The following is a 25,630-nucleotide window of genomic DNA, read 5'->3' on the forward strand; positions in this document are numbered from 1 at the left end:
AGCTCGATGAGATCGGGTCGATCTCATCGGCTCTAGAGCAGGGGATCGAGGATGAACTTCCTGTCCTTGACCGGTTTTTCCGGCTCGGGCGGCACCGGCTGCTTGGCCTTTTCCGCATCCTTGCGCGCCTGCTCCGCCGCTTCATAGGGCGTGTCGAGGCCGGTCTTCCTGCCGCAGGCCGTGACGGTGACGACCGCCGCCAGCAGCGCCAGCGTCACCAAAATCCTGCTACGGGTCATCGATCCATCCGTTCGAAACTGTTTCTTGTGACGCCGCTTTTAGCCGAGTTTTCAGCGCTTTGCATCCCGGCAATTGCTTTGATGCATATCGTTGTCCCAGAACCGCTGCACACGTCTGGGCGACATGCATTAAGCCTTGGCGAGCCGCTTTTTCCAATAGCGGATCTGCTTTCGCACCTCCGACGGCGCGGTACCGCCGAAGCTTGTGCGGCTCTTCACCGAATTCTGCACGGCAAGCACCGAAAAGATGTCGTCGGTGATGCCTGGATGGATCGAGCGCAGATCGTCCAGCGAGAGCTTTTCCAGCCCGATCTTCTTCTCCTCGGCAAGCGCCACGGCGTGGCCGGTGACATGATGGGCCTCGCGGAAGGGCAGGCCGAGATTGCGCACCAGCCAGTCGGCAAGGTCGGTCGCGGTGGCGTGACCGGCGCCGGCCGCCTTCTTCATGGCGGCGGCGTTGACGGTCATATCGCGCACCATGCCGGCGGTCGCCGCCAGCATCAGGTCGAGCGTCTCGGCGGCGTCGAAGACCGCTTCCTTGTCTTCCTGCATGTCCTTACCGTAGGTCAGTGGCATGCCCTTCATCACGGTCAGCAGGCCGACGAGATGACCGTTGACGCGGCCGGTCTTGCCGCGCACCAGCTCGGCGGCGTCGGGGTTCTTCTTCTGCGGCATGATCGAGGAGCCGGTGGAGAAGGAATCCGACAGCCGGACGAAGCCGAATTGCGGCGTCGACCAGATAATGATCTCTTCGGCGAGCCTGGACAAATGCGTCGCACAGATCGCGGCGAGGCTCAGGAATTCGAGCGCGAAATCGCGATCCGAAACGCTGTCCAGCGAATTGCGCGTCGGCTCGCGGAAACCCAGCGCCTTCGCGGTCATGTGGCGGTCGATGCCGAAACTTGTGCCGGCAAGGGCCGCCGCGCCCAGCGGGCTTTCGTCCATGCGCTCGATGGCGTCGCGGACGCGCGCGAGGTCGCGGCCGAACATCTCGACATAGGCCATGCAGTGGTGGCCGAAAGTCACCGGCTGCGCCGCCTGCATATGGGTGAAGCCGGGCATGACGGTCGCCGCATGTTCCTCGGCGCGTTCGAGGAACGCGGCGATCAGGTCCTTCAATGCCCGGGCGACGCGCTGGCATTCCTGCTTGACCCAGAGCCTGAGGTCGACCGCCACCTGGTCGTTTCGCGAGCGGGCGGTGTGCAGGCGTCCCGCCGCCGGGCCGATCAGGTCGGCAAGGCGGGCCTCGACATTCATGTGGATGTCTTCCAGCTTGGTCGAGAATTCGAACGTGCCGGCCTCGATCTCTTTCAGGATCGTGTTCAGCCCGTGAGCGATTTTTTCTTGATCGGCCGCCGAAATAATGCCTGTTTCGGCCAACATCTCGCTATGGGCGATCGATCCGCTTATGTCCTGCGCATAGAGCTTGCGGTCGAAACCGATCGACGCGTTGATCGCTTCCATGATTGCGGCCGGACCCGAGGCAAAACGTCCGCCCCACATCTGGTTGCTGGCCTTCTTGTCGCTCATCGCTATAACCCGTGCTCCGGAGCAGTTTTGAAAATGGCAGACGGCAAGAGATACTTTTTTCCCCCTACGCGCCTCATCCTCGTCGCTTTGGTGGCGGGCGTGCTGGCCGGCGCGGTCGCGGTATATGTCAGCGAGAGCGGTTCTGGCAACAACGCTCCCGAGAAGGTCGCCGCGGTTGCCGGCAATGATGAAGCCGCCTGTGCGGCCAAGGCCGGTCGCGCCAAGCAGGTCGCCGCCAAGGCCGTCGGCCAGGTCGCGGCCCTGCAGCCGGCCGATCCGCCGCAATCGCTGAAGAGCCTGGCCTTCAACGGCCCCGACGGCAAGCCGATGACGCTGGCCGACCATGCCGGCAAGACGGTGCTGCTCAATCTATGGGCGACATGGTGCGCGCCGTGCCGCGCCGAGATGCCGGCGCTCGATGCGCTGCAGAAGGAAAAAGGCGGCAATGCCTTCGAGGTGGTCGCGGTCAATGTCGACACCGGCGACGACACGAAGCCGAAGAAGTTCCTCAACGAGATCGGTGTTCAAACGCTCGGTTTCTACCGGGACCCGACGATCGCCCTGTTCAATGAAGTCAAGACGCGCGGGCTGGCGCTCGGGCTGCCGGTGACCATGCTCATCGACGCGGACGGTTGCCTGATCGCGCATATGAACGGCCCGGCCGAGTGGTCGAGCCCCGACGCCAAGCGGCTGGTGGAAGCGGCGCTGGAACCTTGATCGTATCAGGCCGAGCGCGCCGCCGCGGCAGGCTCGAGCATCAGGATGCTGCCGCCGCTCCTGCCGGCAGGCTTGACGCCGTCATCGGCGGCCGGAACGCCGGTCAGCTCGCCGAACGCCTCGATCGGGCCAGGCCTGCCGAGATAATATCCCTGGCCGATGTCGCAATCCTCGGCATCGAGAAAGCGCAGCTCGTCCAGCGTCTCGACGCCTTCGGCCAGGACCGGCAGGCCGAGGCCGCGCCCCAAACCCAGCACGGCGCGCACGATGGTCGCGACCTGGTCGTTGCGGTCGACCGACTTGATGAAGGATCCGTCGATCTTGATCTTGTCGAAAGGGAAGGCGCGCAGGTTGGACAGCGACGAATAGCCGGTGCCGAAATCGTCCATCGCCACCCGCACGCCGAGCGCCTTGATCTGGCGCAAGGTGGCCAGCGCCCGCGGCATGTCCTTCACCAGCGCCGTCTCGGTGATCTCGAGCTCGAGCCTGCCCGCCGCCAGGCCTGAGCGGAGCAGCACCTCATGCACCCGGCGGCTGAAATCGAGGTTGTGAAGCTGCACCGCCGAGACGTTGACCGCGACCGTCAACGGGTTCTTCCATGTCGCCGCCTCCTTGCAGGCCGTCGCCAGCACCCACTCGCCGATCTGGGCGATCGAACCGCTATCCTCGGCCACCGGGATGAAGACCGAAGGCGAAACCTCTCCGCGTTCGGGATGCTGCCAGCGGAGCAAGGCCTCGAACCCGATCATCCTGCCGCTGCTGATTTCCTTCTGCGGCTGATAGACGAGCCGGAATTCGCCGCGCGCCACGGCTTGGCGCAGCTCCTGCTCCATGATGCGCCGGTCTCGCGCCTCGGCGCCCATCGAGGCCTCGAAATAGCGGAAGGTATCCTTGCCCTCAGCCTTGGCGCGATAGAGCGCGGTGTCGGCATGGCTGATCAGCGCCGCCTGTTCGTCGGCGTCGAGCGGGTAGAGCGCGATACCGATGCTGGCCGAAACCATGCCGCCGGGCGACAGCCGGTTTTCCTGACGCAGCGCCGAAAGCACCGCTTCGGCAATGCGGCCGGCCGCCTGCGGGTCGGGAAGGTTGGGGGCTATGATGGCGAATTCGTCGCCGCCGAGCCGGGCCAGCATCTGGCCGTGGCGCAGCACGCCGGAGGCGCAGTGAGCCACCTTTTGCAACACGACGTCGCCGGCGGCGTGGCCGAAGAGGTCGTTCACTTCCTTGAACCGGTCGAGATCGAGAAGCATGAGCGCCAACTGGCCACCCTTGCCGCTGTCTTTGCCGCCGGGCGCGGACGCGGCGATCTCGGCTTCCAGGCGGCCGGTGAAACTGCGGCGATTGGCAAGCCCGGTGAGCGGGTCGTAATGCGCGAGGCGCATGATCTCCTGCTCGGCCTTCCGGCGCTCGCGAATATCGCGGACGGCAACGACCAGGTGCGGCTTGCCGCAATAGTCGATGCTCCTGGCGATCAGTTCCACCGGAATCCGGCTTTCATCCTGGCCGCGCAGGTCGACCTCCTGCGCCTGCCCGTTGCCGGCGGCGACGGCGGAAGCAATCCGCTCGCCGAACAGGTCGGCCAGCGTCATCGCGTTCAGCGTGCCGGCGGCGATGCCGCTCAGCGCAGCGATGCTGTCATTGGCGCTGACGATGCGGCTGCCGTCGCAGACGATGAGGCCTTCGACGGCGGCATTGGCGAGGCCGTGCATACGCTCCGCCTCGATCCTGTGACGGCGGAAGCGCAGGTCGATCCACAGCGCCGTGGCCGACAGCACCAGGATGACGAGGCTTGCCGCGGCGGCGGTAAAGGCCTGCGACATGGGCGCAATCGTGAATTTCGAGATCTCGATCGAGGAGTCCGGGTGGATCGAGACGGCGGCCATGGCGATGAAATGCAACGTGCAGATCGCCAGCGTGAGCAGCAAAGCGCCGGCGACCGTCGCCTGTGTAGACGGCCGGCGTAGCACGACAAGCATGGAGAGCGCGGCAAGCGTTACGCCCGAGGCCAACGAAGCGGCGACCAGCAACTGATTCCAGACGATCCGGCCTTCGACTTCGAAAGCCGCCATGCCGGTATAATGCATCGCCGCAATGCCGATGCCGAGCACGGCGCCGCCGACGAGGTAGTGGTCGATGCTACGGCGCACCGTCGCGATCCACATACCGGCCGCGGTCAGGATGACGGACATCGCCAGCGAAGCCACCGAAAGCTCGGCGTTGTAGGCGTTGGGTATTCCCGGCGTGAAGGCGATCATGGCGATGAAGTGCGTCGCCCATATGCCGAAGCCGGTCGACGCGGCTGCAATCAGCAGCCACGCATGACGGTTTCGGCTCGTCGATTGGCCGACATGGCCAAGCAGGTTGACGGCCGAGAAACAGGAGATTCCGCAAATGAGCGCGGCCAGTGCCACCAGTCTCAGGTCGTGCTCGTTCACGATGCAATTATAGACGGTCAGCATCTTGCTTCACCTGATCTTCCCGCATCAATCAAGCCAACGTGATTGATTAGGGCTGGACGGCTGAAGAATCGATTATGCTGCCCGCAACCGTCGCGTGCTTTGCAGGTTGTATCGATGCGCCGGAACGATCTCGGGATCGAATGCGTCGATCCGGGAGGCCGTTACTTCACTCGCACCGTGACCACCAGCGCCTCGTGATCGGCGCTCGGGCTGCCGTCCGGCAACACCGCCGGCAGCGTCGCCGGCGCGCTTGCCGCGAGGCCGCGGGTGAAGAACCAGTCGATATGGCCGGCAGGCGTCAAGTCGCCGACCGCGCGCCGCTGGGTGGGCTTGTCGAAAGCATTGGCCGTCTTCCAGTCGTAGCCATGCTCGGCAAACACCGCGAACAAAGGCTCATGGCGCTCCGGATACATCAGCCGGTCCGGTTCGGCGGCAACGCGCTTTAGCCACGCCGCAGGATCGTCATTGCGTTCCGGGTATGTGGCGGTCAGCGTGTTGAAGTCGCCGCCGATCAGGACCGGCGCCTCCGCGTCATATCTGTCGATGGCGTCGAGGAGATGGCGCGTCTGGTCGGCGCGGCCGGCAGGCGTGGTGCGGTTTTCGAGATGCACCGAAACGACGGTGACCCGATGGTCGCCGACCATCACCTGCCCGCCAAGCGCCATGCGGCCGCCAATGCGCGGCTGGCCGTGCTCCGGCAGGAACCAGGCGCCGGCCGCGTCCAGGCGAATGAGAAAAGGCCGCAGCAGCGGAACGGCACTGGTTACGGCATTGCCATGGAAGCCCTCGGTGTTCTCGGCGCCGCCATTTGCCGCCTGCTCCGTTTCATTGCCGGTGCCGAGTTCCAGGAACTCGACGGCGTAGGCGTAGGAATGGCCCAGACGATCGGCAAGCCGGCTCAACAGATGGCCGTTGCCGGAGCGGGCCATGCCCTTGTCGACCTCGGACAACAGCACGACGTCCGGCGCCCGGCCGGCGATCGTTGCGGCGATGGCGTCGACATAACGCAGCCGCTCGACGTTCCAGGCCATGACGGTCAGGCTCCCGCCGACGCTCTCACGCGACGCCTGGCCGCCGATCTCGATCTCGCCCAGGGCGGGAACGGCGGCGGCGTGGCGCAGATGGGTGGCGCTGTCGCGCGGTCCGTCCCGCATCGCGTTGCGGGCGGCGACAGGCACGTGCGTGAGCCGCGGGACCAGCATGTCTCTTCTCATCCAGTTAGCCGGTTAATCACGGAAAGGTCTTTCACCGCTTCGAGGCGCCCTAGCTTCCTAGAGCGCCGATGTGACGTTTTCATGCCGGGGCGACCGCTGCCAGGGAAGGAGAGACTGGCTGTCCACAAGAACCGCTTACCGGTCCAGGGGCCACAACAGAACTGTCACATACCTTCTCTATGAGAGCGGGCAAGGACTTGCGCAAAACCCTTGTCACACTGCCATTCAAGAGGGAAAACCATGACGATCATCAAGCGGGGCTTCGCTGCCCTTGCCGCCGGCGCGCTCAGCACCGCGCTCGCGGTTCCTGCTTTTGCGGAGCCGGTCAAATTCGATTTCTGGTTCGGTCTTTCGGGCGATCTCGCCCGTGTCGTCGATACGCTGTGCAAGAACTTCAACGATTCCCAGAAGGACTACGAGGTCGTCTGCACCAGCCAGGGCAATTACGACGCCACGCTGCAAAACACGATCGCCGCCTTCCGCGCCGGCAAGCAGCCCACCGTCGTCCAGGTCTATGACGTCGGCACCGCCACCATGATGCTGTCGGGCGCCTACAAGCCCGCCGACAAGCTGATGGAAGAGAACGGCTACAAGATCGACTACAGCGACTATTTCCCAGGCATCGCGCGCTATTACGCGACGTCGAAGGGCGAGATGCTGTCCTTCCCGTTCAACTCGTCGACGGCGCTGATGTACTGGAACAAGGACGCCTTCGCCAAGATCGGCAAGACCGAAGCGCCGAAGACCTGGGAAGACGTCGCCGCCGATCTCAAGGCTTTGAAGGACGCCGGCTATGATTGCCCGATGGCGATCAACATCTCTGCCAACGAAAGCTGGCAGTTGATGGAGCAGTTCTCGGCGCTGCACAACCAGCCGGTCGCCACCAAGAACAACGGCTATGACGGCCTCGACGCCCGTCTCGAAGTCAACAAGACCAAGTTGGTCCAGTACGTCACCGATCTCAAGAAGTGGTATGACGCCGGTCTGGTCAAGATCAAGTCGAAGGACCTCGGCCAGGATATGGTTCAGGCTTTCGCCACCGGCACCTGCCAGCTCATCCTGACCTCGGTCGGCGATCACGGCACGGTCGGCCGCACCCAGAAGGAAGGCATGAACTGGGACGTCGCCGAGCTGCCGGTCTATGCCGGCACCGAGCGCAAGAATTCGCTGGTCGGCGGCGCTTCGCTGTGGGTGCTGTCGGGCAAGTCGGACGGCGAATACAAGGGCGCGGCCGCGTTCCTCAACTTCATCCACGACCCCAAGACCGCTTTGTTCTGGTCGACCAACACCGGCTACATTCCGGTGACGAAATCGGGCTTCGATTTCATGAAGTCCAACGGCTTCTACGACAAGGCGCCCTATAAGGGCCGCGAAGTGGCTATCGCCAGCCTGACCGCGTCGGAGCCGACCGAGATCACCCGCGGCGTTCGCCTCGGCAACTTCACCCAGATCCGCGCCGAGTTCGGTACGCAGATGCAGGCGATCTTCGCCAACAAGGTCAGCGTGCAGGAGGGCCTCGACGCGCTGGTCAAGAATGGCGACGCGATCCTCGATCGCTTCCAGCAGACCTATCCGGGTAAGACCCTGCCCTGATCCCGGATACTGGAACGGCCGCCCGCCGAGCATCGACGGGCGGCCATTTCCTATGGGTTTTGATTTACGCATGTCTTTGTCCCGAAACCGGTTCCCACTTTCGGGAGACATGCCTTAGTCTTGTGCCGCGAGAGCGGGTTGGCGGTTCAACGACATCGGCGGATCGATGGAAAAACGCGTCACTTTCAGCAAATGGACGATCGGCATCCTGTTCGCGGTGCCGCAGCTTTTCCTGATCTTCACCTTCTTCTACTGGCCGGCCGGGCAGGCCGTGTACTGGTCGCTGACGCTGCAGCAGCCTTGGGGCGGCGGCAATATCTGGGTCGGGCTCGACAATTTCCGCTCGATCCTGTCCAACGCCAGCTACTGGGACTCGATCACCGCCAGCATGATCTTCGCCGGCATCAGCACGGGTCTGGCGATGACAATCGCGCTGGTGCTCGCCGCCTTGACCGACCGGCAACTTGCCGGCTCATGGCTGTATCGCGTGGTGTTGATCTGGCCCTACGGCATCGCCGCGCCGGCGCTTGCGCTGGCATTTCGCTTCATCCTGGCGCCGGAAGCCGGCTTCATGGCCGTCGTCAACCGAGCCTGGCCCGGCTTCTGGGATCCGGGCCTCGACGGCGCCGACGCCATGGCCTCGATCATCATCGCCTTTTCCTGGAAATATGTCGGCTATAATTTCATCTTCTTCCTCGCCGCCTTCCAAGCGATTCCGCGCTCGCTGATCGAGGCGGCGGCGATGGACGGCTCCGGCGTCATCAGGCGCTTCTGGGATATCCAGTTCCCGCTGATCACGCCGACCATCTTCTTCCTGCTGGTCATCAACATCACCGAGAGCTTCCAGGACTCCTTCGGCATCGTCGACATCATGACCGCCGGCGGCCCGGCCAACGCCACCAATCTGATGGTCTACAAGATCTATTCCGACGGCTTCAAAGGTTTGGATTATTCAGGCGCCGCCGCGCAGAGCATCATCCTGATGCTGCTGATCATCGCCCTTACCATCGTTCAGTTCCGCTTCATCGAGCGGCGCGTGCATTACCGGTGAGGCGGCGATGGTCGAGCGCACCCCGATCCTCAATTTCTTCACGCATCTGATCCTGTTCGCCGGCTTCGTATTCTGCGTGGCGCCGTTTGCTATCGTCGCGATCGCCGCCTCGCACAATCTGAAGGACGTCAACGACGTGCCGATGTCGCTGCTGCCGGGCAGCGATTTCTGGGTCAACATCAAGACGGCGTGGACGACCGCCGATCTCGGTCCGAAGCTGCTCAACTCTTTCATCATGGCGTTTGGCGTGGCTGCCGGCAAAGTGATCATCTCGGCGCTGACCGCCTTCTCGATCGTCTATTTCCGCTATCCTGGCCGCATGCTGATGTTCTGGCTGATCTTCATCACGCTGATGCTGCCGCTCGAGGTGCGCATCGTGCCGACCTACGCGGTGGTCGCCAACGTGCTCGAACCCTATCAGGCGATCATGGACCTGACCGGCCTCTCCTGGCTGATCGAAAAGGTCTCGGGCGTGCAGGTTTCCCTCAGCCTGGGACTGCTCAACTCCTATAGCGGCCTGATCCTGCCGCTGGTCGCCACCGCCACCGGCACGTTCCTCTACCGCCAGTTCTTCCTGACCGTGCCGGACGAGTTGACCGAGGCGGCGCGCATGGACGGCGCCGGCGCGCTGCGCTTCTTCGTCGATATCCTTCTGCCGCTGTCGCGCAACAACATGGCAGCGCTCGGCACCATCATGTTCCTGTGGGCCTGGAACCAGTATCTGTGGCCGTTGCTCATCACCACGGACCAGTCGCATGCGATGGCGGTGACAGAGCTGAAGCAGCTCATACCCAATGTCGGCGGCGCGCCGGAATGGCATATCGCCATGGCCGGGACGCTGATCGTCATGCTGCCGCCGCTGATCGTCGTGGTCTTGATGCAGCGCTGGTTCGTGCGCGGCCTGATCGCCACCGAGAAATAGGGAGACAGAAAATGGCCTCCATCACCATTCGCGGCGTCAAGAAGAACTACGCCAAGACGCAGGTCGTGCACGGCGTTGACCTCGACTTCGCTTCGGGCGAATTCGTCGTCATCCTCGGACCCTCCGGCTGCGGCAAATCCACGCTGCTCAGGATGATCGCGGGACTGGAAGAGATTTCCGACGGCACGATCGCGATCGACGACACGGTGGTCAACAGGCTCGAGCCGCGCGAGCGCGGTTGCGCCATGGTGTTCCAGAATTACGCGCTCTACCCGCATATGAGCGTGGCACAGAATATCGGCTATTCGCTGAAGGTAGCCGGCGTTGCGTCGGCCGAGCGCGCCCAGCGCGTCCAGGCGGTGGCGCGTGTGCTGGAGCTGGAGCACCTGCTCGACCGCAAGCCGATGGCGCTCTCCGGCGGCCAGCGCCAGCGTGTCGCCATGGGCCGCGCCATGATCCGCGAGCCGAAGGTGTTCCTCTTCGACGAGCCGCTCTCCAACCTCGACGCCAAGCTGCGCGTGCAAATGCGCTCCGAGATCCGCAAGCTGCACCGGCGCCTCAGCGCCACCTCGGTCTTCGTCACGCACGACCAGGTCGAGGCGATGACGCTGGCCGACCGGCTGGTGGTGATGAATGGCGGCCGCGTCGAGCAGGTCGGCACTCCGGCGGAAGTCTACAGCCGCCCGGCAAGCCGCTTCGTCGCCACCTTCGTCGGCGCGCCGGCGATGAACATGCTCGAAGGCACCGTCACGCTCGACGGGCTGTCATTGCTCGGCGGCAGCCGCAAGCTCAATGTGTCGCGCACGGGCGTTCCCGTGGGCGCGAAAGTCGCGGTCGGCGTCCGGCCGGAGGCGGTCCGCATGGTGGCGCCGGGCACGCCGGGAGCGCTCGCGGCGACTGTCGATCTCATCGAAGAGTTGGGCGCCGGCCGCGTCGTCTATGTCGATCTCGACGGCGCGCCTTTCTCCATCGTGACGTCGGAGACCGTCCACCCCGAACCGGGCAGCACGATCGGCCTGCAGTTCGCCGAATCGGACCTGCACTTCTTCTCCTCGGAGACGGGTGGCAGGCTCGACGTGTTCAAGGCCTCGGTGCCGGAACCGGCTCCGGCGACGTTGTGAATTTGATTTGAGGGTTCATGCAATGAAAATCATCCAGGTCACCGACGTCCATCTCGGTCGTCGGCGCGAGATACGCTACGGCGCGAACCTGAATGAACGACTCGATCGATGCATCGATCATATCAATCAACGTCACGGCGATGCGACGCTCTGTATCTTCACCGGCGACCTGACCGATGACGGGGAGGCCGAGAGCTATGCCGACCTGAAGGCGGCGCTGAGCCGGCTGACCGTGCCTTACCGTCTATTGCCCGGAAACCACGACCGGCGCGCCAATCTCGTCGCCGCCTTTCCCGAGAATGGAACCGACGGCAACGGCTTCGCGCAGTCGGTTTTCGACACGCCGGAAGGGCGGCTGGTTTTTCTCGACAGCCTGGCGGAAGGCCGTGTCACCGGCGAGTTGTGCGACAACCGGCTTGCCTGGCTCGATGCACGGCTTGGCGAGGCGGCGGGCAAGGCGGCTTATATCTTCCTGCATCATCCGCCGGTCGAGCTCGGGCTCACGCTGCTCGACCCGCTCGGCCTCGAACAGCCGCAGCGGCTACTCGATGTGCTGAGCCGCCACGACAATGTCCGCTACATCTTCTTCGGCCATGTCCACCGCGACATCGCCGGCACCGTCGCCGGCATTCCCTTCTCGGTGCAGCGCGGCCTGCATGCCCGCTTCATGCTCGATCTCGTCGGCGACGAGGTTGTCGAGCAGGCGCCGCCCGCCTATTCGATCATCCTGATCGATAGCCAGCGCGTCGTCATCCACAGCTGCGATTTCCTCGAGCAATGGCCGCTATGGTCGCCGGCGACGGGGCAGCGCGTGCGCTGAGGCATGCCGATATTCAGATGAGGCCGGCCTGCAAACGGCCGCTTCCTGCGCGTCAAATACGCTCCGCTGCAGTTCTCGGAACCCGCCGCTTTCGGCTCGGCCCGACTTGAATCTCGACGCCTCGCCCCGGACCTAAGCAAAGACATGCGCCTTGCCGGTGACGGTCAAGCGCACGATCTCGCCGATCTCCGGCGCGTCCATGCCTGTCCTGCGCAGGACGAGCGGCGTGTTGCCGATGGCGGCCGCGTCGGGCGGATCCGGGCTGTTGAGCAGCCGCACCGCGACGGTGCAGACCGAGCCGGCGAACTCGCAGTCCGTCACTTCGCCGAACAGCATGTCCGGCGTGCCGGACATGCCTTCGCGCGAGGTCCGCTTGAGCAGGACCTGCTCGGGCCGCAGCATGATGCGCGCGACATCGCGCCGTTCCTTTGTGTCGACCGCGATGCGGCCAAGCCGCGACACGGCAAAACCGTCCGCGATCCTGGCCGGCACGATGATGGCGTCGCCAAGAAACTCGGCGACCATCCGGTCCCTGGGCTGGAAATAGAGCTCGCGCGGGGTGCCGACCTGCGAGAACAGGCCTTCGCGCATCACCGCCACCTGGCTGGCGAAGGAGAGCGCCTCGGCCTGGTCGTGCGTGACCAGTATGGTGGTGATGCCTGCCTCTTCCAGAAGCTCGGCCACCGCCTTGCGCATTGACGTGCGAAGCCCGGTGTCGAGCGCCGAGAACGGCTCGTCGAGCAGCATCAGCCTCGGCTTCATGGCCATGGCGCGGGCAAGCGCCACGCGCTGCTGCTGGCCGCCGGAAAGCTCGTGCGGGCGCCGTTTCAGGATCGCCTTGTCCAGTCCGACGATGTAGGCGAGCTCGACGATATGCTCGGCTCGTCTATCGGCATTCCGCGCGATGCCGAAACCGATATTGTCGGCGATGGTGAGATGCGGGAACAGGGCGCCGTCCTGCGCGACGACGCCGATGCCGCGGCGATGCGCCGGCACGGCCGCGCCGTCACTGGCGATCACCTTGCCATCGAGCGCGATGCGGCCGCGGTCCGGCGCCTCGAAGCCGGCGATCAGCCTGAGCAAGGTTGTCTTGCCGCAGCCGGACGGCCCGACGATCGCGGTGCGGCTGCCGCTCTCGACAGTCAGGTCGACGCCGGCGAGCGCCGCCACCGGGCCATAATTCTTCGCGACGCCATTGAGTTCGAGAAAGCTCATCGTCCGGCCATCCGCTTCGATTGGACGTAGAGCCACCAGGTCATCGGCAACGACATCGCCACCATGATCAGCGCGTAAGGGGCGGCGGAGGCGTAGTCGATCTCGCCGCTGTAGGACCAAAAGGCCATCGCCAGCGTGCGGGTGCCGTTGGGCGCCAGCATCTGGGTGGCGGTGAGCTCGTTGGTGATGCCGAGCGCCACCATCGCCATGCCGGCCGCCGCACCCGGCGCCGACAGACGGATGGTCGTCGACCACAGCGCCTTGACCGGCGGCCGGCCGAGGCTGGACGCGGCGCGCTCCAGCTCCACCGGCGCCTGCGCGATCGAGGCGCGCAGGCTTATCAGGGCGCGCGGCAGGAACATCAGCGCATAACCGAACAGGATGGTGAACAGCGTCTGGTAGAGCGGCAGCGCGACGCGCACGGTGATAGTCACCAGCGCCAGCGCGATGACCACGCCCGGCAACGCGCCGACGATATAATTGCAGCTCTCGAGCAGGCGCTGCAGCCGTCCCGGCGCGCGGATCGAGATCCAGGCCATCGGCATGGCGGCCAGCGTTGCAAGCACCGCGCCGGCGATGGCGAGGAACAGCGTCTGGCCGAGCGCCAGGCCGATCTCGTCCCAACGCCAGACTTCCGTGCCGCCGGCGAGCAGCCAGCGGCTGACCGTGACGAAGGGCACGCCGAGCGACAGCAGCGCGACGCCCGCCGGCAAAAGCAGGCAGGGCAAGGTGGCGCGGCCGAGGCGAGTGCGCTGCTGCTGGCGCGCGGCGCCGGAACCGACGCGGGCATAGCGTTCCTCGCCGCGCACCATCACCTCGAGAGCGAGCAGGAAAAGGCAGCAGACCACCAGCACGGCGGCCAGCATGTTGGCCGCCGGACCGTTGAAGGTCGACTGGAACTGGTCGACGATCGCGGTGGTGAAGGTGTCGAAGCGGATGAAGACATAGAGGCCGTATTCGGCCAGAAGATGCAGGCCGACCAGCAGCGAGCCGCCGCAGATGGCGAGCCTGAGCTGCGGCAGCACGACGCGCGCGAAAACCCGCCAAGGATCAAGACCAAGTGCCGCGGCCGCGTCCTCCAGCGCCGGATCGAGCCGGCGCAGCGCGGCGGCGATCGGCAAGTAGAGGAAAGGGAAATAGGCGATGACGGAGACCAGCACCCCGGCCCACAGCCCATGCAATCCCGGGACGAAGCTGATCCAGGCGTAGCTGTGCACGAAAGCAGGGATGGCGAGCGGGGCGACCGAAAGCCAGGACCACCAGCGGCTGCCCGGCAGGTCGCTGCGCTCGGTCAGCCAGGCCAGCGACACCGAGAGCACGATGGCGATCGGCACGGCGACAGCGACGAGGAGCACGGTGTTGATCAGCAATTCGCCGACGCGCGGCCGCAAGATCAGCGCTACCACGGTGTCCCAGCCGGTCTGGATCGCCACCCAGACGATGAAGGCGAGCGGCAGCAGCGCGATAAGCGCGATCAGGGCGGCGGCGAGCGTGATCCAAGAGGTGGACCGGCGCTTCTTCATCCCGGCCGCCGGCGGTCTCGCCGGCGTCATGTCGATCGCCGACTGCATCAGGCAGGCCGCAGGGTCGCCTCCGCCTGCCGGCGGAAGCGGTGCGATGTGCCACTCAGGCGGGTCGAAGCGCAGTCGACTGTCATCGACGAGGCGATCTCCAAACAAAAACGCTCCCGCGGAAGCGAATTGCCGCGGGAGCACGGTCGTTCGCCCTTTTAGGACGAACGCGAACTAAAGCAAGCCGGCTTGCGTCATCAGGTCGATAACCTTCTTGGAATTCAGCGTCGCCGGATCGACTTTCGGCGCCTGCAGGTCGGGGAGCGGCACCAGCTTCGGGTTGGATTCGGCACCCTTGCCAACCGCATATTCATACGACGTGCCGGTCTTCAACACGTCCTGGCCGCCTTTGCCGGTCACCCATTTGAGGAACGCCTGGGCTTCCTTCTGATGCTTGCTGGAAGCCAGCACGCCGCCGCCCGACACCGAAACGAACGCGCCCGGGTCCTGGTTCTTGAAATAGTGCAGGCCGACATTCCCGCTATTCTCGCCGGTCTTGGCCTGATCGCCGATGTAGTAATAATGGTAGATCACGCCGCCTTCGATCTCGCCGGCATTGACCGCCTTCATCACCGTCGAGTTGCCCTTGTAGGCAGTGAAGTTCGCCTTCATCGCCTTCAGCCAGTCGGCGGTGGCGACTTCGCCCTTGATCTGCAACAGCGCGCTGACGATGGCCTGGAAGTCGGCGCCGGACGGCGAAGCGGCCCAGCGGCCCTTCCAGCTCGGATCGGCAAGATCGAGCAGCGACTTGGGCAACTGGTCTTCCTTGAGCTTGTCCTTGTTGTAGGCAAAGACGGTGCTGCGGGCGGCGACGCCGACCCACTTGCCGCTCGACGGCTGGTATTCCTGCGGAACCTGCGCCAGCGTATCGGCGTCGACCGGCGCGAACAGGCCGGCCGTCTCGACCAGCGCCATGGCCGGCGAATTCTCTGTCAGGAACACATCGGCCGGCGAGGCCGCGCCCTCGGCGACGATCTGGTTGGAGAAATCGCTGTCGCCGCCGTTGCGCAGCGTGACCTTGATGCCGGTTTCCTTGGTGAAGCCCTTCGCCCATTCCTTGGCAAGGCTTTCATGCTGGGCATTGTAGACGATGATGCCTTGATCCTCGGCCATGGCCGGGGCGGCGATCAGGCCGAGCGCCAGCGCGGTGGCGAGCGTGGAAAGGGCGATCTTCATGGGCATCATCCTCAAATCTAGAGACAGGGTTCGGGCACGGCTGCACCTACCAATACCTGATCATTATAGTCAACATTGTGACCCTGCTTCAATCGGTCGCCGTGCCGCAAACTTTCGTGATTTGGCGGTAGTTTGGCTTGGACATTATTTCGCCGGCCACGTAACAAACCAAGGCCGAGACGCGAACATCTGGGGGTAAACTCTTGTGACCGGCAAGGACGAGGCCGAGCTTTCCCGGCTGCTCAGGGTCGCGATCGGTGGAGACGAAAGGGCTTATGCCGACTTTCTGCACCGGGTCGCCACCCTCGTTCGCGGCTTTGTCCGGCGCAAAATCGTTCAGGGCGGGGTCGACCCCGAGGATGTCGTGCAGGAAACCTTGCTGGCCATTCATGTGAAACGCCACACTTGGCGGCCGGATGCGCCGGTGTTGCCCTGGGTCTATGCGATCGCCCGCTTCAAGCTGATCGACGCGTTCCGCAGGCGCGGGCGGCGCATCGAGGTCGAGATCGACGAGATCGCCGAAACCTTCGCCGAGCCGGAGACGGAGACGGTGAGCGAGCGCGATATCAACAGGGCGCTCGACGGGTTGCCGCCCGCCCAACGCTCGGTGGTCTCCTCGATCTCGGTCGACGGGCAGTCGATCGGCGAGACGGCGGCCAAGCTCGGCATCAGCGAGACGGCGGTGCGGGTGTCGCTGCATCGCGGCCTCGCAGCGATCGCCAAAAGATTTGGACGACAGTGACATGAGGACCGAGGATCTCATCAAGGCGCTCGACGCCGATGCCCGCGACAAGGCGATGCCGATGGGCAAGGCCTGGTGGCTGGCCGTCGGCGTGGCCGTGGCGATCGCGGCGACGGTTTTCTTTGCGACCATCGGGCCGCGTCCCGACATCATGCCGGCCATGCACACGATGCGTTTCATGTCCAAATTCCTGTTCACGCTGGCGCTCGCCGCCAGCGCCTTCGCGCTGATCCGCGCGCTGTCGATGCCGGGCGCTTCGACCAGGCGGGCGACGGCCTGGATGATTGCCGCGCCGCTCCTGGTTGTGCTGGCGGTGGTCCTCGAGCTTTTTGTCGTGCCCGAGGCCGATTGGGGCAAGCGGCTCGTCGGCTCGAACATGATGATCTGCATGAGCTTCATCCCGCTGATCGGCATCGGCCCATTGGCGATCTTCCTCGGCATGCTGCGTTATGGCGCGCCGACGCGGCCGGTGCTTGCAGGCGCCGTCGCCGGTTTGCTCGCGGGCGGGCTCGCGGCAACCTTCTATGCCGCGCATTGCTTCGACGATTCACCGCTCTTCGTCGCCACCTGGTATACGGTCGCGATCGCCTTCCTCACGCTGCTCGGAGCCATCGGCGGCCGGCTCTTCGTGCGCTGGTAGCCGCCGCACACCGGTTCTTCGGTACAGTTGGAAACAGTAGCTTAAGCATGCCGGCAATTGTTTGCCGGTTAGTGGAGTGATCGCCAGCGTCCACGCAACCATTCCTTAAAACCGATCCGCCAGGGTTGTGGCAACGTGCAGTTGCGTATTGGGTGGAATCGCATCGTGGCGTGGTTGAACCGGAAAGGGCTCCGTGCCGATAGGCACGCTGCGCAGGGTCTGCTGACGGTCGGCATGGTTGCCACCGCCGTGTCGATCCTGCTGCCGCGCCTTGAACTGGGCACCGACGCGCTGAGGCTCTGCCTGCAGATATCCGTCGCCATCACCGCCGCGACGCTGTTTCTGTCGGCGCTGTTCATTCACCGCATCGTCGGTGATCGCCGGCAGATAGCCGAGAACGGGCAGCGCTTCCGCCGCGCCATGGAGGATTCGGCGATCGGCGTCGCCATTGTCGGCCTCGACGGGCGCATCCAGCAGGCCAACCCCGCCTTCGCCGCCATGCTGGGCTACAGCCGCGCGGAGATCGAGGCGCTGACCTTCCCGCAGATCACGCATCCGGACGATCTTTCGATCGGTCGCGAGACGATGATGAACGTGCGGGAAGGCCGGATCAGCTCCTACCATTTCGAAAAGCGCTACCTCAGGAAAGACGGGACCCCGGTCTGGGCGCAGCTTGCCGGCTCGGTCATCCGCGACGAGGACACAGGCAAGCCGCTTTATCTGGTGTCGCAGATCGAGGACATCGACGCCCGCAAGCAGGCCGAGGCGCGCATCGCCGAGGCCGAGACCCGATGGAATTTCGCGCTCACCAGTGCCGGGCAGGGCATCTGGAGCCTCGATATGCGCAAGGGCGGCACGACTTATTCCGAAACCTGGGTGAAGATGCTGGGCTATACCGACGGCGAGCTCGACGGCGATCCCGATCGCTGGCTGGCGATGATCCATCCCGACGATCGCGAACGCGTCGCCGAGGCGGATCGCGCGCATCTTGCCGGCGAGACGGCCTTTTTCGAGGCTGAGTTCCGGATGCGGCACAAGGATGGCCGCTGGGTCTGGATTCTCGACCGCGGCAAGGCGATCGAGCGCGACGGCGAGGGCCGGCTGGTCCGGGCCATCGGCAGCCTGACCGATATCACGGAGCGCAAGGAGGCCGAGGCGCGGCTGGTGGTCTCGGCGGCGATGCTGGCCGACGAGAAGGAACGTCTCAGGGTGACGCTGCAGTCGATCGGCGACGCGGTGATCTGCACCGATGCCGCCAATCGCGTCACCTTCATGAACCCGGTTGCCGAAAAGCTCACCGGCGTTGACGTTGGCGAGGCCATGGGCAAGGTGCTCGGCCATGTTTATTGGGCGGTCGACGAGGAAAGCGGGCAGAGGATCGGGCTGACGCGCCCTTCGACGAGCGAGCGGTCGCACTGCGACCAGAACACGCGCGCTGTCCTTGTCCGGCGCGACGACACGCGCTGCAGCATCCGCCAGGTGGTGTCTCCGATCATGAACGACCGCGACGAGTTCTGCGGCCTCGTCATCGTCTTCCAGGATTTCACCGATGCGCGCGCCCTGCAGCGCCAGCTGGCCTTCGCTGCCGCCCATGACGCGCTGACTGGGCTCGCCAACCGCTCGAGCTTCATCCGCGCTATGGAGGAACTGGTCGACCAGTGCCGCCTCAATGGCGGCGAGCATCAGTTCATGTTCGTCGACCTCGACCACTTCAAGGCGGTCAACGACACCGGCGGCCATGCCGCGGGCGATGCGATGCTCAAGCGCGTGGCGGATACCTTGCGCAACGTGCTTGGCCCGGAAGACATCGTCGCGCGGCTCGGCGGCGACGAGTTCGCCGTCATCCTCAAATCGGGCGCCGCGGCACGCGGGCCGATCGCGGCACGCTCGATCATCGACGCCATCCGCAACCTCAATTTCAGCTGGGACGGGCGCCCGCATTCGATCGGCGCCAGCATCGGGCTCGCGCCGATCCGCGCCGGTTGCGGCGAAGTGGACGAGATCATCGCCCGCGCCGACGCCGCCTGCTATGCCGCCAAGGCGGCAGGACGCGGCTGCGTTTCGGCGGCATCCGACGAAGCTTCGTCCGAGGATGTTTCGAAAGGCGGCGTGCGGCTTCCGCCGCTTGCCGCGGCCTCCTGAGCCGCGCCGAAAGGGTTCAGCCTGGGAAGATCAGCGCGTCGGCACCGGATGTTCGCCGCGATAGTCGTAGAAGCCGCGGCCGGTCTTGCGGCCGAGCCAGCCGGCCTCGACATATTTCACCAGCAGCGGGCAGGGGCGATATTTCGAATCCGACAGGCCGTCATGCAGCACCTGCATGATCGACAGGCAGGTGTCGAGGCCGATGAAGTCGGCAAGCTGCAGCGGTCCCATCGGATGGTTGGCGCCGAGCCGCATGGCGGTGTCGATGGCATCGACCGTGCCCACGCCTTCGTAGAGCGTGTAGATCGCCTCGTTGATCATCGGCAGCAGGATGCGGTTGACGATGAAGGCCGGGAAATCCTCGGAAACGGTGATCGTCTTGTCGAGGTGCTTCACATAGGTCTTGGCCGTCTCGAACGTATGGTCCTCGGTGGCGATACCGCGCACCAGTTCGACCAGCTTCATCACCGGCACCGGGTTCATGAAATGAATGCCGATGAAGCGTTCCGGCCGGTCGGTCTGCGCGGCGAGCCGGGTGATCGAGATCGAGGAGGTGTTGGTCGCCAGGATCGCTTCCGGATTGAGCTGCGGGCAGAGCTGCGCGTAGATCTTGCGCTTGACCGTCTCGTCCTCGGTCGCCGCTTCGATCACCAGGTCGGCGGCGGCGAGGTCGGCCATGGTCGGGGCGGCGGAGATGCGCGCCATTGCTTCGTTGCGCGCATTTTCCTCGAGCTTGCCGGAGCCGACCTGGCGCGCCATGTTGCCGCTGATGGTGGCGATGCCCTTTTCGATACGGTCGGGCGACACGTCGTGGATCAGGACCTTGTAGCCCCCCAGCGCCGAGACGTGGGCGATACCGCCACCCATCTGTCCCGCGCCGACAATGCCGATCGTCTCGATCTTGCTCATTACCCCGATCCCGTCCGGAGCATTTTCCGCTTCTTTGAAGCGCGGAAACGCTCCTATTTGTTTATTTCCCGCAATCCGGACGCAAAACCGCCGGATTAGCTTCAGGCCTTGATGGCCCGCTTTTTGTGCAGTGCAAACTAAAAGGGCGGGGCGACTTCGTCTACCCCACCCTTCGGATTTTAATATGCCGGAACCGGCTGCGTCAAAGCGCCTTTTGCAGCTCCGGCAGGATGACGAAGAGATCGCCGACCAGGCCGTAGTCGGCAACCTGGAAGATCGGTGCCTCCTCGTCCTTGTTGATGGCGACGATGACCTTCGAATCCTTCATGCCGGCCAGGTGCTGGATCGCGCCGGAGATGCCGACGGCGATGTAGAGGTCGGGCGCGACCACCTTGCCGGTCTGGCCCACCTGCCAGTCGTTCGGGGCATAGCCGGCGTCGACAGCGGCGCGGGAGGCGCCGACCGCGGCGCCGAGCTTGTCGGCGACCGGCAGGATGACTTCCTGGAACTTCTCCGAGGAGCCGAGCGCGCGGCCACCCGAGATGATGATCTTGGCCGAAGTCAGTTCCGGCCGATCGTTCTCGGAGAGCTTGTTCTCGACGAAGGAGGAGAGTCCCGGATTGGCGGCGGCGTTGGCCGTTTCGACCGGGGCCGAGCCGCCTTCCGGCGCCGCCGAGAAGGATGCGGTGCGCACCGTGATGACCTTCTTGGCGTCGGTCGACTGCACGGTCTGGATGGCGTTGCCGGCATAGATTGGCCGCTTGAAGGTGTCGGGTGAGACGACCTCGATGATCTCGGACACCTGGGCGACGTCGAGAAGGGCGGCCACGCGCGGCGCGACGTTCTTGCCCGACGAGGTGGCGGGCGCCACGATCGTGTCGTAGCCGCCAGCAAGCGAGACGACGAGAGCCGCGGTCGGCTCGGCGAGGCGCTCCGAAAGCTCGTCGGCCTCGGCGAGCAGCACTTTCCGAACACCTTTCAGCTTGGCGGCGGCGTCAGCCGCGCCCTTGGCGCCCTTGCCGGCCACCAGCACGTCGACATCGGAGCCGATCTGAAGGGCCGCCGACAGCGCCTTGGCGGTCTGGTCGGAAAGACTTGCGTTGTCGTGTTCGGCGATGAGGAGAATTGCCATTTTCTTTGTCCTTTCCTGACCGCTCAGAGCACGCCGGCTTCGTTCTTCAGCTTCTCGACCAGCTCGGCCACGCTCTTGACCTTGACGCCCGCCTTGCGGCCGCTCGGTTCCTCGGTCTTGACCACCTTGAGGCGCGGCTTGACGTCGGCGCCGTAGTCGGCCGGGCTCTTCTCGTCGAGCGGCTTCTTCTTGGCCTTCATGATGTTGGGCAGCGAGGCATAGCGCGGCTGGTTGAGGCGCAGGTCGGCGGTCACGATCGCCGGCATCTTCAGCTCCACCGTCTGCAGGCCGCCGTCGACTTCGCGCGTAACCTTGGCATGATCGCCTTCGAGCACGATCTTGGACGCGAAGGTGCCCTGCGACCAACCAAGCAGCGCCGCCAGCATCTGGCCGGTCTGGTTCGAATCGTCGTCGATCGCCTGCTTGCCGAGGATGACAAGCCCGGGCGCCTCCGCCTCGACCACGCCCTTCAGTACCTTGGCGACGCCCAGCGGCTCGGTCTGCTCGTCGGTCTTCACCAGGATGGCGCGATCGGCGCCCATGGCGAGCGCGGTGCGCAGCGTCTCCTGCGCCTGCTGCGGGCCGACCGAGACGACGATGATCTCTTCCGCCTTGCCGGCTTCCTTGATGCGGATGGCTTCCTCGACCGCGATCTCGTCGAACGGGTTCATCGCCATCTTGACGTTGGCAAGCTCAACGCCCAGTCCATCGGCTTTCACCCGGACCTTGACGTTGGCGTCCACAACCCGCTTCACGGGCACAAGGATCTTCATTTTCCTGTCACCTCTCCTGAGATAGTCGGGGCGCTATACCAGCGTGCGCCCTGTCAGAGTTGTCGAAAGCCGACATTACGGGCGGAATATCCGCCCAACGGTGCCGTTTCCGTAGTGGCGGCAAATCGGCGCGTCAATATCCCACGACGCACCCAAATCGGTTCAGTCGCGGGACGTCGCTGCTCCACGGCCCCATTGCGACGCCGGCTGGGCCGGGTCGCCGGCGGCCGCTTCGACAGGAACAGGCGGCTGCTGGACGTTGGGCGTCGGATCCGGCTCGCCGTCGGCGCCGGCCAGCAGCGGCACGCCGCGGCTGCGCAGCACCAGCACCAGGATCGATCCGGCGATGATGCCGCCGATATGGCAGGCCCAGGAGATCTGGTCCTCGCCGCCCGCGGCAAACATCACGATCTGGAACAGGATCCACAGGATCAGCGGAATGAAGGCCGGGATGCGCAGCGGAATGCGGGCAAAGGCCAGCACCCAGACTTTCACCCGGGGGTAGAGGATCAGATAGGCGGCGACGACGCCGGCGATGGCGCCGGAGGCGCCGATGAGCGGTACCTGCGAATCCCAGGCCACCAACCCCTGGAAGAAGGCGCCGGCGACGGCGCAGGCGAGATAGAAGATCAGGTAGCGTATGTGGCCGAGCGCGTCCTCGACATTGTCGCCGAACACCCAGAGAAACAGCATGTTGCCGCCAAGATGGAAGATGTCGGCATGCAGGAAGGAATAGGTGAGGTAGCTCAGGCTCTCGGGGATGACGACGAATTCGGGCGAGAGCTCGACCTTGTCGTGAACCACCGACGGGATGAAGCCGAGACCGAGAACCGCGGCATTGGTGAAATTTTCACCGCCAAGCGTGGTCGCCAGATAGACGAGCACGTTCGCCACGATCAGGCCGATCGTCACATATTGCAGGCGGATGTGGCGCAGCCTGTTGGTGTCGTAAAGCGGGATGAACATCGGACCCTCCCGCCCCCAAAATCAGCGGTTCTTGCCGGGCACCCATAGCACGTCAGCCTTGCCACTGTCATTGACTGCGCGGGCGGCGACGAACAGGAAATCAGAGACACGGTTGATGTATTTGAGCGCCTCGCGGTTGACATGCTCGGCCGGATCCTGCGCCAGCGCCACCATCAGGCGCTCGGCGCGGCGCGCCACGGTGCGGGCCAGATGGAGCGCGGCGGCCGCCGGCGTGCCGCCGTTCAGCACGAAGGATTTCAGCGGCTGCAGGCTTTTGTTGAGCGCGTCAATGTCCTGTTCGACGCGGTCGGTCTGGGCGGCGACGATACGCAGCGGCTCGTATTCCAAGGGCTTGCCGTCGTCCGGCACGGCGAGGTCGGCTCCCAGATCGAAAAGATCGTTCTGGATGCGCGACAGCATGGCGTCGATCGCGGGATGCGCCGCGCCGGTGTGAAGGCGGGCCATGCCGATGCAGGCATTGGCCTCGTCGACGGTGCCGTAGGCATCGACGCGCAGGTCGGATTTCAGCCGCCGCTCGCCGGTACCGAGCCCCGTAGTGCCGTCGTCGCCGGTGCGGGTGTAGATCTTGTTGAGCTTGACCACGCGATCCCCCGTCAGCAGCGCTATTTGCGCGTGAAATAGACCACCAGCAACAGCAGCGCCAAGGCCACGGCCTGCAGCATGATGCGCGCCTGCATCAGCTTGTTCGAGGTGATGCCGGAGCCGCCGCGCATCATGTTGATCAGACCGCGGACCAGCACGATCACTACGGCGGCCATGGCGATGACGGCGAGGATCTTCAAGGTGATGAGCATCTGGCTGGCTCCGGTTCAGGTTCGGTCAGGCGCGCCTGGCGAGCAGGCGATAAAGCAAGGACGCCGGCAAGACGCGTTTCAGCGCCACACCGATCCTGGCCGGCACCGTTACCACATAGTGCGGGCGCGGGCGCTGTGACAGAAGCGCGTGGCGCAGCGCTGCGTGCACGATCTCCGGTCCTGGTTTCAGCTTCGACACGCTGCCGCCCGCCTGAAGCCGGGCGAGCTGCCCCTGATAGTCGGCGCGGTGGACGGAATTCTCGACATCGATGTTTTTCAGGAACCAGGGCAGGCCATTGCTGGCGATCTTCGACGTCACCGGTCCCGGCTCGATGAGGGAAAGGTGGATGCCGCTGCCTTCGAGCTCCTGGCGCATGCACAGCATCAGGCCTTCGATGGCGTGCTTGGAGGCCGAATAGGCGCCTCGGAAGCGGACCGGAGCCAGGCCAAGGATCGAGGAGCAATGGACGAGGCGACCGTGCCCCTGTCGGCGCATGACGGGCACGATGCGCCGGGTGAGATCATGCCAGCCGAAGAAATTGGCTTCGAACTGTTCGCGAAGTGCCGCGACCGGCAGGTCCTCGACGGCGCCGGGCTGGGCGTAGGCGCCGTTGTTGAACAGCGCGTCAAGCGTACCGCCCGTACGCTCCAGCACCGCATCGACCAAGGCCGCGATGGATTCGGGCTCGCGATAGTCGAGATAGAGGGCCTCCAAGCCGTCGGCCTCGAGCGCGGCGATATCGGCCGGCTTGCGCGCCGTGGCGAACACCCGCCAGCCTTCCGCCTTCAGCGCCCGCGCGCAGTAGGCGCCGATGCCGGAGGAGGCGCCGGTGACGATGACGGTGCGCAACTCTTTGGCGGCGGGGCGCGTTGTGGGAGCTGGGGTTGCCATTTGCCGCAATCCCTTCCCATATTCGCGGCGTCGACACAATCGAGCGGAGCGCGGGTCCTTGCTGCGGAATATCGTTGCCCTCAAGCGCGTGCTCTACGATGCGATTGGCCATTTCAACACCGATGACGGCTGGGCAATGGCCAGCCATCTGGCGATCACCTCGCTGATGGCGCTGTTTCCGTTCCTGATCTTCGCCACGACGCTCGGCAGCTTCCTCGGCGCGCGCGCCTTCGCCGACACGGCCGTGCATCTGGTCTTCGACACCTGGCCGGAGCAGATCGCCAAGCCGATCGCGCATGAGGTGCAGAACGTGCTCACCGTGCGGCGCACCGACCTTCTGACCTACGGCGTGCTGCTTGCGGCCTATTTCGCTTCGAACGGCATCGAGGCGCTGCGCACCTCGCTCAACCGCGCCTATCGCGTCACCGAGACGCGCGGCATCGTCCACCGCAGGGTGCAGAGCATCATCTTCGTCCTGATCGCTACCGCCTGCTTCCTCGCCATCAGCGTGCTTCTGGTGTTCGCGCCGCTGCTCGCGCGGCTGGCGGAAGCGCATCTGGAATGGATCAAGCCCTATATGGGAACGATCACCATCTGGCGCTACGTGATCGCCTCGACGGTCATCGTCATCGGGCTGTTCTCGGTGCATATCTGGCTGCCGGCCGGCAAGCGCCGCTTCATCTCGATCATACCCGGCATCGTCTTCACGCTGGTCGCCTGGCTGGTCGGGTCGACGATCTTCGCCACCTATCTCGACCATTTCTCGTCCTATGTGACGACCTATGCCGGGCTCGCCTCGATCATGATCGCGGTCGTCTTCCTCTACATCATCTCGGCGATATTCATCCTGGGCGGTGAGCTCAACGCCGCGATCAGCCGCTATCTGGAAGCGCGCGCGCGCGTTGGCTGAGTCGATACCGGCCGAATGGAGGAATGAGGAATTGGAGAACTGAAGAATTGAGGAACTGGGGGAAAAGGCGCCGACGCTTGG

Annotated in this window: 24 protein-coding genes; 10 read left to right on the forward strand and 14 right to left on the reverse strand. The window is 64.7% G+C overall.

Annotation, left to right across the window (positions count from 1 at the left end; all coding sequences use genetic code 11):
* Positions 1-32 precede the first annotated feature (32 nt).
* Both FJW10_RS16885 and argH read right to left on the reverse strand, forming a co-directional pair.
* Positions 33-239 (reverse strand): lipoprotein, encoded by a 207-nt coding sequence (locus tag FJW10_RS16885; RefSeq protein ID WP_127253283.1) that lies wholly within the window; start codon positions 237-239, stop codon positions 33-35.
* A gap of 129 nt (positions 240-368) precedes the next feature.
* Complete coding sequence (gene argH, locus FJW10_RS16890; protein ID WP_140900957.1) at positions 369-1,769, reverse strand: argininosuccinate lyase; 1,401 nt, start codon at positions 1,767-1,769, stop codon at positions 369-371.
* Positions 1,770-1,802: 33 nt separating this feature from the next.
* Here argH and FJW10_RS16895 point away from each other — a divergent pair, with 33 nt between their 5' ends.
* Positions 1,803-2,486, forward strand: a complete 684-nt coding sequence (locus FJW10_RS16895; protein WP_140900958.1) for a TlpA disulfide reductase family protein — start codon at positions 1,803-1,805, stop codon at positions 2,484-2,486.
* A 5-nt stretch (positions 2,487-2,491) separates the two neighbouring features.
* Here FJW10_RS16895 and FJW10_RS16900 read toward each other — a convergent pair whose 3' ends face one another.
* Both FJW10_RS16900 and FJW10_RS16905 read right to left on the reverse strand, forming a co-directional pair.
* Positions 2,492-4,945 carry an EAL domain-containing protein gene (locus FJW10_RS16900; protein ID WP_140900959.1) on the reverse strand — a complete coding sequence of 818 codons (2,454 nt, stop codon included), beginning with the start codon at positions 4,943-4,945 and terminating at the stop codon, positions 2,492-2,494.
* A 161-nt stretch (positions 4,946-5,106) separates the two neighbouring features.
* Positions 5,107-6,147, reverse strand: a complete 1,041-nt coding sequence (locus FJW10_RS16905; RefSeq protein WP_140900960.1) for an endonuclease/exonuclease/phosphatase family protein — start codon at positions 6,145-6,147, stop codon at positions 5,107-5,109.
* A gap of 252 nt (positions 6,148-6,399) precedes the next feature.
* Here FJW10_RS16905 and FJW10_RS16910 point away from each other — a divergent pair, with 252 nt between their 5' ends.
* From FJW10_RS16910 to FJW10_RS16930, 5 genes are all read left to right on the forward strand, one after another.
* Positions 6,400-7,752 carry an extracellular solute-binding protein gene (locus FJW10_RS16910; protein ID WP_140900961.1) on the forward strand — a complete coding sequence of 451 codons (1,353 nt, stop codon included), beginning with the start codon at positions 6,400-6,402 and terminating at the stop codon, positions 7,750-7,752.
* Positions 7,753-7,918: 166 nt separating this feature from the next.
* Complete coding sequence (locus FJW10_RS16915) at positions 7,919-8,803, forward strand: ABC transporter permease subunit (protein ID WP_140658787.1); 885 nt, start codon at positions 7,919-7,921, stop codon at positions 8,801-8,803.
* 7 nt (positions 8,804-8,810) lie between these two features.
* A complete protein-coding gene (locus FJW10_RS16920; RefSeq protein ID WP_140645199.1) occupies positions 8,811-9,725 on the forward strand; it encodes an ABC transporter permease subunit in 915 nt (304 codons plus the stop codon).
* Positions 9,726-9,736: 11 nt separating this feature from the next.
* A complete protein-coding gene (gene ugpC / locus FJW10_RS16925) occupies positions 9,737-10,846 on the forward strand; it encodes a sn-glycerol-3-phosphate ABC transporter ATP-binding protein UgpC (RefSeq protein WP_140900962.1) in 1,110 nt (369 codons plus the stop codon).
* A 22-nt stretch (positions 10,847-10,868) separates the two neighbouring features.
* Positions 10,869-11,666, forward strand: coding sequence for a phosphodiesterase (locus tag FJW10_RS16930; protein ID WP_140900963.1), 798 nt, complete (start codon positions 10,869-10,871; stop codon positions 11,664-11,666).
* A gap of 132 nt (positions 11,667-11,798) precedes the next feature.
* Here FJW10_RS16930 and FJW10_RS16935 read toward each other — a convergent pair whose 3' ends face one another.
* The 3 genes from FJW10_RS16935 to FJW10_RS16945 all read right to left on the reverse strand — a co-directional run bounded on the left by FJW10_RS16935 (position 11,799) and on the right by FJW10_RS16945 (position 15,628).
* Entirely contained in the window at positions 11,799-12,881 is a 1,083-nt protein-coding gene (locus FJW10_RS16935) for an ABC transporter ATP-binding protein (RefSeq protein WP_140900964.1), read from the reverse strand.
* Positions 12,878-14,434, reverse strand: a complete 1,557-nt coding sequence (locus tag FJW10_RS16940) for an iron ABC transporter permease (RefSeq protein WP_246674290.1) — start codon at positions 14,432-14,434, stop codon at positions 12,878-12,880. Before FJW10_RS16940 ends, FJW10_RS16935 begins: the two co-directional genes overlap by 4 nt.
* Positions 14,435-14,626: 192 nt before the next feature.
* Positions 14,627-15,628, reverse strand: a complete 1,002-nt coding sequence (locus tag FJW10_RS16945) for an iron ABC transporter substrate-binding protein (protein ID WP_140900966.1) — start codon at positions 15,626-15,628, stop codon at positions 14,627-14,629.
* Positions 15,629-15,833: 205 nt separating this feature from the next.
* On the opposite strand from FJW10_RS16945, the gene FJW10_RS16950 reads away from it, so the two are divergent.
* The 3 genes from FJW10_RS16950 to FJW10_RS16960 all read left to right on the forward strand — a co-directional run bounded on the left by FJW10_RS16950 (position 15,834) and on the right by FJW10_RS16960 (position 19,152).
* Complete coding sequence (locus FJW10_RS16950; protein WP_140835187.1) at positions 15,834-16,370, forward strand: sigma-70 family RNA polymerase sigma factor; 537 nt, start codon at positions 15,834-15,836, stop codon at positions 16,368-16,370.
* A gap of 1 nt (position 16,371) precedes the next feature.
* Positions 16,372-17,010: an NrsF family protein gene (locus FJW10_RS16955; protein ID WP_140900967.1), complete on the forward strand. Its 639-nt coding sequence runs from the start codon at positions 16,372-16,374 to the stop codon at positions 17,008-17,010.
* Between the two features lie 165 nt (positions 17,011-17,175).
* The gene (locus FJW10_RS16960; RefSeq protein WP_246674284.1) at positions 17,176-19,152 is read left to right on the forward strand and encodes a PAS domain S-box protein; all 1,977 of its coding nucleotides are present in this window, start codon (positions 17,176-17,178) and stop codon (positions 19,150-19,152) included.
* Between the two features lie 30 nt (positions 19,153-19,182).
* Here the strand turns inward: FJW10_RS16960 and FJW10_RS16965 are convergent, their stop codons facing one another.
* From FJW10_RS16965 to FJW10_RS16995, 7 genes are all read right to left on the reverse strand, one after another.
* Positions 19,183-20,061, reverse strand: coding sequence for a 3-hydroxybutyryl-CoA dehydrogenase (locus FJW10_RS16965; protein ID WP_140835190.1), 879 nt, complete (start codon positions 20,059-20,061; stop codon positions 19,183-19,185).
* Between the two features lie 202 nt (positions 20,062-20,263).
* The gene (locus tag FJW10_RS16970; RefSeq protein ID WP_140900968.1) at positions 20,264-21,193 is read right to left on the reverse strand and encodes an electron transfer flavoprotein subunit alpha/FixB family protein; all 930 of its coding nucleotides are present in this window, start codon (positions 21,191-21,193) and stop codon (positions 20,264-20,266) included.
* 23 nt (positions 21,194-21,216) lie between these two features.
* Positions 21,217-21,966, reverse strand: a complete 750-nt coding sequence (locus tag FJW10_RS16975) for an electron transfer flavoprotein subunit beta/FixA family protein (protein WP_140658799.1) — start codon at positions 21,964-21,966, stop codon at positions 21,217-21,219.
* 162 nt (positions 21,967-22,128) lie between these two features.
* Positions 22,129-22,932, reverse strand: a complete 804-nt coding sequence (locus FJW10_RS16980; protein WP_140900969.1) for a rhomboid family intramembrane serine protease — start codon at positions 22,930-22,932, stop codon at positions 22,129-22,131.
* Positions 22,933-22,953: 21 nt separating this feature from the next.
* Positions 22,954-23,535 carry a cob(I)yrinic acid a,c-diamide adenosyltransferase gene (locus FJW10_RS16985; protein ID WP_140900970.1) on the reverse strand — a complete coding sequence of 194 codons (582 nt, stop codon included), beginning with the start codon at positions 23,533-23,535 and terminating at the stop codon, positions 22,954-22,956.
* A gap of 20 nt (positions 23,536-23,555) precedes the next feature.
* Complete coding sequence (locus tag FJW10_RS16990; protein WP_140679842.1) at positions 23,556-23,747, reverse strand: twin transmembrane helix small protein; 192 nt, start codon at positions 23,745-23,747, stop codon at positions 23,556-23,558.
* A 25-nt stretch (positions 23,748-23,772) separates the two neighbouring features.
* The gene (locus FJW10_RS16995; protein ID WP_140900971.1) at positions 23,773-24,639 is read right to left on the reverse strand and encodes an SDR family oxidoreductase; all 867 of its coding nucleotides are present in this window, start codon (positions 24,637-24,639) and stop codon (positions 23,773-23,775) included.
* A gap of 58 nt (positions 24,640-24,697) precedes the next feature.
* Here FJW10_RS16995 and FJW10_RS17000 point away from each other — a divergent pair, with 58 nt between their 5' ends.
* Positions 24,698-25,549: a YihY/virulence factor BrkB family protein gene (locus FJW10_RS17000; RefSeq protein WP_140835195.1), complete on the forward strand. Its 852-nt coding sequence runs from the start codon at positions 24,698-24,700 to the stop codon at positions 25,547-25,549.
* Positions 25,550-25,630 lie beyond the last annotated feature (81 nt).

The sequence above is a fragment of the Mesorhizobium sp. B4-1-1 genome (assembly GCF_006439375.1).
GTDB lineage: Bacteria > Pseudomonadota > Alphaproteobacteria > Rhizobiales > Rhizobiaceae > Mesorhizobium.